This is a genomic window from Pseudomonas sp. SA233, assembly GCF_054792385.1.
Window position 1 is genome coordinate 173,879 of sequence record NZ_CP096450.1, and the last position, 11,483, is coordinate 185,361.

Here is an 11,483-nt window from a genome sequence, read left to right on the forward strand (position 1 = left end):
CTCACTCCCCCTGGAAGTTGGCTTTGCGCTTTTCGAGGAAGGCTGCGGCACCCTCCTTCTGGTCACGGGAGTCGAACAGCAACTGGAAGGCTTTGCGCTCAAGTGCCAGAGCACTGTCCAGCGGCAGATCAGCACCGGCCAACATCACCTCCTTGATCTGCGCCACCGCCAGCGCCGGCAGTGCGGCTATCTCAGCGGCCAGCTCTAGGGCACGCGGCAGGGTGCGCTCATCGGCCACCACTTCGCTGACCATGCCCATGGCCAGCGCCTCCGGCGCCTTGACCAGGCAGCCGGTCAGAGCGATGCGCATGGCCTGGAACTTGCCCACCGCGCGGATCAGGCGCTGGGTGCCGCCAGCGCCGGGCATCAGCCCGAGCTTCACTTCCGGCTGGCCGAAGCGCGCCGACTCACCGGCAACGATGATGTCGCAGTGCATGGCCAGCTCGCAGCCGCCGCCCAGGGCGAAGCCGTTCACTGCGGCGATCACCGGTTTCGGGCAGCGGCTGATGGCCTCCCACAGGTACTCGGTGTGCCGGCGGTACATCTCGATGGGACTGGCCTGGGCGAACTCGCGGATGTCCGCGCCGGCGACGAAGCACTCCTCTCCACCGGTAAGGACGATCGCCCGCACTTGAGGCTCGATGGCCAGGGCCCGGAAGTGCTCGGCCAGTAGCTGGCGCACATGGCTGTTGAGGGCGTTCTTCGCCTCGGGGCGACTGATCCGCACTACTGCCACTCCGTTTTCCTGGCGTGTCGCCACCACCTGCTTGGCTTGCTCAGAATTCATGACGTCTCGAGCCTCTCTTTTGATTTCGCTGTGCGAAACAGCATTTCGAATTCATGCAAAGCATAGTGACAGGATGACGCCGATGTAAACTCCCATTGATCAAAATCCTCTTTATCGCCAGTAAAATAAGGGGCTTCAAATCAGAGAGGTGCTCCCCTTGCCCATTTTTCAGCCATCAACTATAGTTCCGTCATGCGAAACTGAATTTTATTTTCTTGATTTCCTGGATTCGAGGGTTCTAATATGCGCAGCAACAGGACGGATTCGCAGGCATCCGTATCGACTGACCACGAGGCTGAACTGGAACTGCTTGAAAAGGGGCTTCTCGACCCGGTGTCAGCCTTGAGTGAGGAGGAAAATAGCGGCCAGTTCGTCACTGCACTGGCTCGAGGGCTGGAGCTGCTGCGCTGCTTCAATCCTCGCGAGAACGTGCTCGGCAATCAGGATCTGGCCAGAAAGACCGGCCTGCCCAAACCGACCGTGACAAGGCTAACCAACACTTTGATGCGGCTTGGCTGCCTCAAGCGCGAGGTGCATTCGGGCAAGTACCAGTTGGACGTGGGAGTGCTGGGTTTCGGCTATTCGATGCTCTCGAACTTGTCGATCCGCTCTGTAGCACACCCTCTGATGGAGGAGCTGGCCAACCACGCCCAGGCCGCTGTCGCCATGGCGGCCCGCGACCGTCTGCAGATGGTCTACCTCGATGTGGTGCAAGGCCAGGGCAACATAACCATGCGCCGGCAGATCGGCAGCTACCTGCCGCTGGCGCAGAGTTCAGTAGGACGCGCCTGCCTGGCGGCGATGCCGGAGAACGAGCGGGAGTTCCTGCTCGAACACGTCCGCCAGCGTGAAACGGAACAATGGCCGGCCATCCGTAAAGGTCTGGACCGCGCCTTCAGGGACTTCGCCGACTACGGCTATTGCCTGTCGATCGGCGAATGGCATCGCGACGTCAATTCCATCGCCGTGCCCTTGCTACATCCGCAGTACGGGCTGCTGGCCTTCAACTGCGGAGGACCGAGTTTCCAACTACCGCGGGAGAAGCTCGAGGACGACATCGGGCCCCGCTTGATTGAAATGGTTAACAACATAGGCGCCGCCGCTCGCTGATCCTCGGGTGACGGTGCCTCGCCAGCCGGGCCCACCCGTGGGCCCTTGAGGAGAGCACATGATCCGTGACCCAGAAACCCTGCAGCTTTTGTTGGACTCGATCCACCAGTTCGTCGACGAGGCGTTGATCCCTCGCGAAAACGAAGTCGCGGAGACCGACGCCATCCCGCAGGACATCATCGAGCAGATGCGCGAAATGGGCCTGTTCGGTCTGACCATCCCGGAAGAGTTCGGCGGCTTGGGCGTCACCATGGAAGAAGAGGTGAATATCGTCTTCGAACTCGGTCGCACCTCTCCCGCATTCCGCTCCTACATCGGCACCAACAATGGCATCGGCTCAATCGGCATCCTGATCGACGGCACCCCTGAGCAGAAGGCCCGTTACCTGCCGAAGCTAGCGGCCGGCGAGTGCCTCAGCTCCTTCTGCCTGACCGAGCCTGATTCGGGGTCCGACGCAGCCTCGCTTAAGACCACCGCAGTGCGCGACGGCGATTTCTACGTCATCAACGGCACCAAGCGCTTCATCACCAACGCGCCGCACGCCGGCATTTTCACCGTGATGGCCCGCACCAACCCGGAGATCAAGGGCGCCGGCGGCATCAGCTCGTTTATCGTCGAAGCCGGTACGCCGGGTGTCACTATCGGCAAGTGCGACCACAAGATGGGCCAGAAGGGTGCCCACACCGCCGACGTGATCTTCGAGAATGTCCGCGTGCCGGCCGCCAACCTGATCGGCGGCAAGGAAGGCGTGGGCTTCAAGACCGCCATGAAGGTGCTCGACAAGGGCCGCCTGCACATCGCCGCCCTCGCCGTCGGCGCCGCCGAGCGCATGCTCGCCGACTCGCTGCAGTACGCCATCGAGCGCAAGCAGTTCGGCCAGCCCATCGCCGAGTTCCAGCTGATCCAGGGCATGCTGGCCGACAGCAAGGCGGAAATCTACGCCGCCCGCTGCATGGTGCTGGACGCCGCGCGTAAGCGCGACGAGGGCCTGAACGTCAGCACCGAAGCTTCCTGCGCCAAGATGTTCGCCACCGAGATGTGCGGCCGCGTAGCCGACCGCTGCGTGCAGATTCATGGCGGCGCAGGCTACATCAGCGAATACGCCATCGAGCGCTTCTACCGCGACGTGCGGCTGTTCCGCTTGTACGAGGGTACGACCCAGATCCAGCAGGTGATCATCGCGCGCAACATGATCCGCGAAGCTCAGCGCTAACCCTGCTCGTGCGTCCATGCCTTCGGCGCTCGCTCGTGGGCATGGACATTCCAGACGCGCGTCCGGGTGGATCCACCCATGCGGGGAATCACCCTCCATGTTCCGCTAGTGGCCTGTTTGGTTAGTTCAGTTAGTCAATTTCGGCGCCCATGGCCCCGATACGGCGTTGCCACTCCTCGCCATAGCCCTGCTATGACTCGTCGCGGCGCCTGGTCTCGGAGCCATGGTCATCCTAACTTGAGTTAACCAACTAACCGCACAGGCCACTAGAACAACAAAAAGGTATCGTTCGTTATGAACACCACGACGACCATTCAAACGGGCGTGGCAGCCCCCAAGAGCAACATCTGGATCATCGTCTTTGGCTTCTGCTTCCTCGGTCTGCTGATTGATGGCGCGGATCTGATGCTGCTGTCCTACTCGCTCACCAGTCTCAAGGCCGAGTTCGGCCTGACCAACGTCGAGGCGGGCGCGCTGGGTAGCATCACCCTCGCCGGCATGGCCATCGGCGGCATCTACGGTGGCTGGGCATGCGACCGCTTCGGCCGCGTGAAGACCGTGGTCTGGACCATCGTCCTGTTCTCCCTCGGCACCGCCGCGCTGGGCATGACCCAGAGCTACTGGCAGTTCGCCTTCTTCCGTTTCGTCTCCTCCCTGGGCCTGGGCGCGCTGTACGTTGCCTGCAACACCCTGATGGCCGAGTACGTACCGACCAAGTACCGCACCACCGTGCTGGGCACCCTGCAGGCCGGCTGGTCCGTGGGCTACATCGTGGCCACCCTGCTCGCCGGCTGGCTGCTGCCGACTTACGGCTGGCGCTACCTGTTCTACGTCGCCATCATCCCGGTCCTGCTGGCCATCTCCATGCAGCGTCTGGTGCCGGAGCCGGAGGCCTGGGTCAAGGCCAAGGCCGAGCGCGTCAATAAGCTGGTTGAAGGCGTGAAGGAAGACACCAAGCAGAAAGGCGAAAGCGCCTACAAAATGATCTTCGGCGACCCGTCGGCTAGCCGCATGTTCATCCTCTGGTGTCTGACCGCAGGCTTCCTGCAGTTCGGCTACTACGGCGTGAACAACTGGCTGCCGGCCTACCTGCAGACCGAAATGAATATGAACTTCAAGGCCATGACCGCCTACCTGGTGGGCACCTACACCGCGATGATCCTCGGCAAGATCCTCGCCGGCCTGGCCGCCGACCGCTTCGGTCGCCGCGCCGTGTACGCCTTCGGGGCCATCGGTACCGCGGTGTTCCTGCCGATCATCGTGCTGTACCACAGCCCCGAGCACATCCTGTGGATGCTGGTGGTCTTCGGCTTCCTGTACGGTATCCCCTACGGTGTGAACGCCACCTACATGACCGAGAGCTTCCAGGCCAAGTACCGCGGCACCGCCGTCGGTGGCGCCTACAACATCGGTCGCATCGGCGCGGCCATCGCCCCGGCCACCATCGGCTTCCTGGCCACCGAAGGCTCCATCGGCCTCGGCTTCCTGGTCATGGGCGCTGCCTACTTCATCTGTGGTGTGATTCCTGCCCTGTTCATCAAGGACAAGCAGTTCGACCCGCAGAAGCAGTAAGCGACACGGTGTCGTTCTCCCCGCGAGGGCGGCGTCCGCCGCACGAAGACACCCCTGGGCGCAGGCCCGCGGGGTGTTTTTCTGAGTGAAATCAGCCCGGTAGAGCTTGAAGAACGCGATGGTCGTATCCACGATTGCCGTTGTCGTGAGGGCTGATCAAGGTTCGAGCGAAGAGAGGCTTCTCGAAAGTCCTACGTGTCTGAAGAGAAGTTACCCGACATTTCAGTCCCGCGGGATCGCCAAAGCCCTTGCTGCACGCGGGCTTTAGCTGCTCAAGGGTTGCGGTAAGTCGGAAAACCCCCTTCTTTGGTTGACAGATAACGCTACACTATGCTATGTGATCTCATGAGGGTAGCATGCTGGTTTCAGGGCTAATGCATTTGAAATATGTAATTGACGTGCAGAAAAAGACAATTTTTTGACATGCAAAAATACTGAAAACCAAAAATACAAGAAAGTCTTTGATGGAATGGAAAAGCAATGCGAGAGAGCATTGGTTTCAGCCCACTTGGAGGCATAAGAGGCAGAAAGTAAGATGAAAAAACTTATCTCGCCAGAACAAATACCAAAGTGGATTCCGGGTGAACTCACCTTAGACAGCGCTCCCTTATCTTGGGAAGGCATGACGCTTAAGGGCTATCGCTACACCGATCTGGACGTAGAGATACCTGAGATGCGTGATTTCATGATCGTCATCTATAAACGGGGCATAGCCGAGATGAGTCGGCGCAGCAGTGGGCCATGGCATACCGAAACAGTAGAGCCCGGCGTCATGTCGATTCTCACCCGCGGCGAGCAATCACAATGGTGCTGGAACAAACCGATCGATGTTTCCCACCTGTACCTATCACAAGCCGCCGTCGCGCGTGTAGCGGGCGAGGTGTTCGAGCGCGACATCAAGGACGTCGAAATGTACGATCTGGTCAGCGCCAAAGATCCGACCCTGCCAACCTTGGTGGCTATGCTTGAAAATGAATTGAAAGAGGGCGGGCTTGGCGGAAAACTTTACGTGGAGTTGCTGAAAAACCAATTGTGCATTCATATATTGCGCCGCTACGCGAATATCATTTTTCGTGAACATTGCGCCTATGGGAAACTCTCGTCGGCACAGCGCGGGCTCCTTGTGCAATATGTGAAAGAGAACATCGAGCAAAATATTTCGCTGGAGGATATGGCTGGGCTGACAAATCTAACCGTATTCAGTCTCATTCGGAAGTTCCAAAATGAGTTCAACTGCTCGCCGCATGTCTATGTGATGCGGCAACGGATTGAGCATGCAAAGCAGCTAATTGCGCGCCAGGACATGCCGTTGAAGGTTGTCGCTGCCAGTAGCGGATTCTCCGACCAGAGTCACATGACGCGCCTTTTTCGAAAATTTCTCAACATGACACCAACTGAGTATAGTCGTTCGACTACAAAGCATGGATGTGAGAAATAACACTCAAGGATAGGGCGTTTGAGGAAGTTCTACGTGCACGAACGCGCGATCATGACCCAGCTATTTCGGATGCTAGGGAAAGCCTGAAGTAGCCCCGATTACCGCCGGTATGCAACTCAGCAGGCCGAAAACGAAGATTTTCGCGTCAATTGAGGACTGTTCTCAGCGTTCCCAACTCAATTCCTTGCCCTTCATGGGCGCCCTGTGGGCTGCTGCCCACATCGCGGACGTACCTCGCCTGCCATCAGCAGTCGTTTCCGCATCATCCAAAGGTTCGACAGGGCAAACAGCGTAACCAGTTGGGCCGTGTTCTTTGCCAATCCACGGAAACGCACCTTGGTGTAGCCGACTGGCATTTGATCACGCGGAACGGATGTTCGACCTTGGCTCGCGTCAGGGCCTTGGCCTTTTCGATCTGGCGGATCGCACAGCCAAGCGGCTGTCCTTCTCGAGATGCTGGTAGCTGCTGCGGCGCGCAGATGACTTGGCGGCCTGCATGCTCGGCATGCTTTTCCACACCGGTATAGCCCACGTCGGCCATTCACGATGCTCTGCGAGTGCCTAACCCGGCGCTCGAGTGCAAGGAACTGCACTTTTAGCAGTCTGGCCCAGCCCGGATGTGCGTTTTTAGAGGTGCCCTTGAGACGGCTCCGTGATTAGCAATTCTATCCAAAAAAATGTAAAAAACGTTCAATACCCGCATCGCTTCAATCATCAGTATACATGCTAGCTGTTCAGTACTTACAAGAATAAAAGAGGTAATTAGCATGAATACGTCATCCGAAGCAGATTTTCTGCGCGCTCTCTACCAGTCCTGGACCGACCGTATGGCGGCCAATCCAAATCTGACAATTTCTGACTTACGCAGTCTTTTTGACGAATGGCACCAGCCCACGTTGGAGCCCGAGGGTGTGACCTACAAATCAGATGTTGTTGCTGGAGTCGAGTCCATTTGGGCGCTGCCGGAGGGTGCCGACTCCTCAAAGGTAATTTTGTACACCCATGGTGGGGGCTTCGCTGTTGGGTCAGCCGCTAGTCACCGAAAGTTTGCAGGACATCTTGCCAAACAATTGGGTGTCACAGCGATTGCCATCGACTACCGTCGCGCCCCCGAGCATCCCTTTCCCGCACAAATAGAGGATGCGACAGCGGTCTACCGCGAGCTTCTTGAACGCGGCTTCAAATCGCAAAATATCACGACAAGCGGTGACTCGGCTGGCGGCAACCTCGCAATTGCAACAGTACTCAAATTGCGTGACGACGGCATGGCGTTGCCGGGTTCCGTCATCGTTTTTTCTCCGTGGCTCGACATGGAGCATATTGGCCGGACTCTGGAGACCAACCATGCAACTGACGCGCTGGTGAGTAAAGCTATTCTCCAGGGTATGTCGGGTATGTTCCTTGGCGAGACAGGTTCGCGCATCAATCCGCTTACGAATCCGCTGAAAGCCAGCTACCAGGACTTCCCGCGCCTGTATATCGCGGCCGGCTCGCTAGAAACGCTGCTCGATAACGCCACAGACCTGGAGCAGATATCCAAGGCAGCTGGGGTGGATGTGACCCTGTCTGTAGTAGACGGCATGCAGCACGTATTCCCGCTCTTGGCGGGGCGTGCCCGCGAGGCCGATGTCGAACTCAGTCGTATCGCTAAGTGGTTCAAGTCCGCGTGACGAGGTAGTCCCTTGCCATTTTCGGGTTTGGCTGCCCGGAGCTTCATCATTCCAATCCATTAATGCGGGCTTAGGCTTCTGCTAGGCGAAGCCTTGGCCGTAACAAGGAGAAACGTCATGAAAACAACTAATAATTTCGACGCCATCGTCGTTGGCGCAGGTTTTGGCGGCCTGTATACGCTGAAAAAACTGCGCGACGAGCAGGGTCTCAATGTTCGCGTCTTCGACAAGGCTGGTGACGTGGGGGGCACGTGGTACTGGAACCGCTATCCGGGCGCGCTGTCCGATACCGAAACCCACGTTTACTGCTACTCGTGGGACAAAGAGCTGTTGCAGGAGATGGAGATCACCAGTCGGTACACTACCCAGCCGCAAATCCTCAAATACCTCGAGAAAGTGGCGGACCGCCATGATCTGCGCAAGGATATCCAGTTCAATACTGGGATCACCGCGATGCATTTCAACGAAACGACTAACCTCTGGGAGGTGCATACCGACACGGGTGAGTCGTACACTGCCAAGTTTATCGTGACTGCGCTTGGTCTGCTCTCCGCCACTAATATTCCAAAAATTAAAGGCCTAGAGACCTTCCAGAGAGAGTGTTACCACACGGGTAACTGGCCCCAGGATGTTCAGTTCGAGGGAAAACGTGTGGGCGTGATCGGTACAGGATCCACAGGTACCCAGGTGATCACCGCCATTGCGCCACAGGTCGAGCATCTCACAGTGTTCCAGCGTTCGCCGCAATACAGCGTACCGGTCGGTAACGGCCCGGTCAGCAGAGAGTATGTCGACAACATCAAGAAGAATTACGACAAAATCTGGGAGCAAGTGAAAAACTCCATGGTCGCCTTCGGCTTCGAGGAAAGCACGGTGCCGGCGATGAGTGTTTCTGATGAGGAACGCCAGGCAGTCTTCCAGAAGGCTTGGGAAAATGGTGGCGGCTTTCGTTTCATGTTTGAAACCTTCTGCGACATCGCCACAGACGAACGTGCCAACAAGGCCGCGCAGGATTTCATCCGGTCCAAGATTGCCGAAATCGTCAAGGATCCGGAAACTGCTCGCAAGCTCACGCCGAACGACCTGTACGCTAAGCGCCCTCTGTGCGACAGCGGTTACTACGCAACGTACAACCGGCCGAATGTTAGCCTGCTTGACGTCAAAGCCAACCCGATAGCAGAGATCACACCCACAGGCGTGAAAACCGCAGATGGGGTCGAACATGAGTTGGACATGTTGATCTTTGCCACTGGCTTCGATGCGGTGGACGGTAACTACACCAAGATCGACATCCGAGGCCGTAAAGGCCTGGCCATCCAAGACCACTGGAAGGCCGGTCCGAGCAGCTACCTGGGAGTTGCGAACGTGAATTACCCTAACATGTTCATGGTGTTGGGCCCAAACGGCCCCTTCACCAACCTGCCGCCTTCAATCGAGGCGCAGGTCGAGTGGATCAGTGAGCTGATTCAGGACGTTAATACTAAGAATCTTAAAACAGTGGAGCCCACGCCCTCGGCTGAGGCGTTCTGGACCAAGACCTGCCAGGAGATTGCAAGCGCGACGCTCTTCCCGAAGGCAGAGTCGTGGATTTTTGGTGCCAATATCCCGGGTAAAACCAACACTGTGTATTTTTACATGGCTGGGCTCGGTGCCTATCGGCAACAACTTACTGAAGTCAAAAAACAAGGCTATCAAGGCTTCCAGTTCAGTAAGTAAATTTACATAAAAATCTATGGAGGCAATATGAAGCGGGTACAGGACAAAGTCATTATCGTTACCGGTGGTGCAATGGGCATGGGGCGATCGCACAGCGAACTGCTCGCCTCTCACGGTGCGTGGGTGTTCGTGGCAGACATGAATGAGGAACTAGGCCAAGCAACGGTGGCCGGCATCCGCGAGAACGGCGGAAAGGCCGACTTCCTAAAACTGGATGTAACGAACGAGGCTGATTGGAATGCCGCGGTGGCTCAGATTATCGAACGTGCAGGTCGCATCGATGTGCTGATCAACAACGCTGGCATCCTTATTCTGAAGCCCGTGCAAGACACGACCAATGAGGATTGGGACCGTACCTTCGATGTTAACGCGCGTAGCGTCTTCATTGGCACACGGGCAGTTGTTCCATGCATGCAGAAAGCGGGCAAAGGTAACATCGTCAACGTATCGTCCATCTACGGCTTGGTAGGCGCCCCCGGTGCCAGCGCCTATGAAGCATCTAAAGGGGCGGTACGCTTGTTCACCAAATCGTGCGCGGTGGATCTGGCCCCCTTCAACATCCGTGTTAATTCCGTGCATCCAGGCGTAATTGAGACACAAATGACGCGGGATCTGCTGGCTGATCCCGCCATCCGACCGGCCCTGCTCGGACCAACCCTGCTCAAGCGTCCGGCTCAGCCAATCGAAGTGTCTCAGGCGGTGCTCTTCCTCGCGTCGGACGAATCGTCCTTCGTGCATGGCGCAGAGCTGGTGGTCGATGGCGGCTATACCGCCAACTGACCGAAAAGGCGTCAATGCGCAAGCACGGCCGGTGGGTTGATCCTGCTGCCGAGCTGCGCATCTGGCCTGCACTTTACGATCGACCGACCAAATATTGCGCTGAACGGCTTCGACTTCATATCTTCATTCAAGAGGCATTCCATGCATTGTTATTGCGTCACGCATCACGGCCAGCCGTTAGAGCTGGTAGATCAACCGATCCCTCAGCCGCAAGGCACAGAGGTGCTGCTGCGAGTGAAGGCTGCCGGCTTGTGTCACACAGACCTTCATCTGTGGGAAGGCTTTTACGACTTGGGCGCTGGCAAGCGTCTGATGTTGGCAGATCGCGGAATCAAACCGCCGATGATCCTCAGCCACGAAGTATGTGGTGAAGTCATTTCCGCTGGCAGCGAGGCGGGCGAAGTAAAGATTGGTATGCGCAGCCTTGTACATCCATGGATTGGCTGTGGTGAATGCGCAGCCTGCCGGCGCGGCGAAGAAAATATCTGCATCAAACCGCAGGCGTTAGGCGTGATGCGGGCGGGAGGGTTTGCCGAGTACGTCGTCGTGCCGCATCCGCGCTACCTCGTGGATATCGAAGGACTTGACGACGCTGAAGCCGCACCGCTGGCTTGCGCTGGCGTTACGACTTTCAGTGCTATCTCCAAGTTTGGTAACCGTATTCATGAAGGTCCGGTGGTCATCATTGGCGCTGGTGGTCTGGGGCTCATGGCCATTGAGGTACTCAAGGCAATGGGTGCCAAAGGCGCTGTCGTGGTCGATATCGACGCGAGTAAGCGCGATGCGGCGCTCGCTGCTGGTGCGTTAGAGGCCATCGACGCCAACGCAACTGATGCCGCACAACAGATCATGCAAGCCACCGACGGTGGAGCGCGCGCAGTCCTTGACCTGGTGGGCGCCACGCCAACGGTGACCTTGGCCATCGCGAGCTGTGCGCGTGGTGGGCACATCGTCATCTGCGGTCTGATGGGGGGCGACATCACCCTGTCGCTGCCAGTGATCCCGATGCGCCCGCTGACCATTGAAGGCAGCTATGTCGGCTCACTGGCAGAGTTGCGCGAGTTGGTGAAGTTGGTCAGGCGTACAGGAATGTCTGCCATTCCCGTGACGCGCCGCCCTATGTCCGAAATCAACGCCGCCATGCAGGATCTGCATAACGGCAAGGTGATCGGCCGAACGGTCCTTATTCCCTGAAAT

Annotated in this window: 9 protein-coding genes and 1 pseudogene; 8 read left to right on the top strand and 2 right to left on the bottom strand. The window is 57.7% G+C overall.

Going from position 1 to position 11,483, the window contains the following annotated elements; genetic code table 11:
- Position 1: 1 nt before the first annotated feature.
- Complete coding sequence (locus tag M1D87_RS27390; protein ID WP_461241474.1) at positions 2–787, bottom strand: enoyl-CoA hydratase; 786 nt, start codon at positions 785–787, stop codon at positions 2–4.
- Between the two features lie 243 nt (positions 788–1,030).
- On the opposite strand from M1D87_RS27390, the gene M1D87_RS27395 reads away from it, so the two are divergent.
- The 4 genes from M1D87_RS27395 to M1D87_RS27410 all read left to right on the top strand — a co-directional run bounded on the left by M1D87_RS27395 (position 1,031) and on the right by M1D87_RS27410 (position 6,120).
- Positions 1,031–1,897 carry an IclR family transcriptional regulator gene (locus M1D87_RS27395; RefSeq protein WP_144000668.1) on the top strand — a complete coding sequence of 289 codons (867 nt, stop codon included), beginning with the start codon at positions 1,031–1,033 and terminating at the stop codon, positions 1,895–1,897.
- 58 nt (positions 1,898–1,955) lie between these two features.
- Entirely contained in the window at positions 1,956–3,110 is a 1,155-nt protein-coding gene (locus M1D87_RS27400) for an acyl-CoA dehydrogenase family protein (protein ID WP_144000669.1), read from the top strand.
- A gap of 294 nt (positions 3,111–3,404) precedes the next feature.
- On the top strand, positions 3,405–4,682 hold the full coding sequence (locus M1D87_RS27405; RefSeq protein WP_144000670.1) for an MFS transporter: 1,278 nt from the start codon (positions 3,405–3,407) through the stop codon (positions 4,680–4,682).
- Positions 4,683–5,217: 535 nt separating this feature from the next.
- Entirely contained in the window at positions 5,218–6,120 is a 903-nt protein-coding gene (locus tag M1D87_RS27410) for a helix-turn-helix domain-containing protein (protein ID WP_144000671.1), read from the top strand.
- A 191-nt stretch (positions 6,121–6,311) separates the two neighbouring features.
- Here the strand turns inward: M1D87_RS27410 and M1D87_RS27415 are convergent.
- Positions 6,312–6,658, bottom strand: a pseudogene (locus tag M1D87_RS27415) (transposase); the annotation flags it as partial.
- 229 nt (positions 6,659–6,887) lie between these two features.
- Between M1D87_RS27415 and M1D87_RS27420 the strand changes: the two are divergent.
- The 4 genes from M1D87_RS27420 (at position 6,888) to M1D87_RS27435 (ending at position 11,480) form a co-directional block, all read left to right on the top strand.
- Positions 6,888–7,790, top strand: a complete 903-nt coding sequence (locus M1D87_RS27420; RefSeq protein ID WP_144000672.1) for an alpha/beta hydrolase — start codon at positions 6,888–6,890, stop codon at positions 7,788–7,790.
- A 117-nt stretch (positions 7,791–7,907) separates the two neighbouring features.
- Positions 7,908–9,506, top strand: a complete 1,599-nt coding sequence (locus M1D87_RS27425; protein ID WP_461241475.1) for a flavin-containing monooxygenase — start codon at positions 7,908–7,910, stop codon at positions 9,504–9,506.
- A gap of 27 nt (positions 9,507–9,533) precedes the next feature.
- Positions 9,534–10,286, top strand: a complete 753-nt coding sequence (locus tag M1D87_RS27430) for a glucose 1-dehydrogenase (RefSeq protein ID WP_144000643.1) — start codon at positions 9,534–9,536, stop codon at positions 10,284–10,286.
- 141 nt (positions 10,287–10,427) lie between these two features.
- Positions 10,428–11,480: an alcohol dehydrogenase gene (locus M1D87_RS27435; protein ID WP_144000654.1), complete on the top strand. Its 1,053-nt coding sequence runs from the start codon at positions 10,428–10,430 to the stop codon at positions 11,478–11,480.
- Positions 11,481–11,483 lie beyond the last annotated feature (3 nt).

What these genes read in the sequence shown, in the direction of transcription:
- M1D87_RS27435 (WP_144000654.1), top strand. Translation starts at nt 10,428, where the DNA reads ATGCATTGTTATTGCGTCACGCATCACGGCCAGCCGTTAGAGCTGGTA.
- M1D87_RS27410 (WP_144000671.1), top strand. Translation starts at nt 5,218, where the DNA reads ATGAAAAAACTTATCTCGCCAGAACAAATACCAAAGTGGATTCCGGGT.
- M1D87_RS27400 (WP_144000669.1), top strand. Translation starts at nt 1,956, where the DNA reads ATGATCCGTGACCCAGAAACCCTGCAGCTTTTGTTGGACTCGATCCAC.
- M1D87_RS27405 (WP_144000670.1), top strand. Translation starts at nt 3,405, where the DNA reads ATGAACACCACGACGACCATTCAAACGGGCGTGGCAGCCCCCAAGAGC.
- M1D87_RS27430 (WP_144000643.1), top strand. Translation starts at nt 9,534, where the DNA reads ATGAAGCGGGTACAGGACAAAGTCATTATCGTTACCGGTGGTGCAATG.
- M1D87_RS27390 (WP_461241474.1), bottom strand. Translation starts at nt 787, where the DNA reads ATGAATTCTGAGCAAGCCAAGCAGGTGGTGGCGACACGCCAGGAAAAC.
- M1D87_RS27425 (WP_461241475.1), top strand. Translation starts at nt 7,908, where the DNA reads ATGAAAACAACTAATAATTTCGACGCCATCGTCGTTGGCGCAGGTTTT.
- M1D87_RS27420 (WP_144000672.1), top strand. Translation starts at nt 6,888, where the DNA reads ATGAATACGTCATCCGAAGCAGATTTTCTGCGCGCTCTCTACCAGTCC.
- M1D87_RS27395 (WP_144000668.1), top strand. Translation starts at nt 1,031, where the DNA reads ATGCGCAGCAACAGGACGGATTCGCAGGCATCCGTATCGACTGACCAC.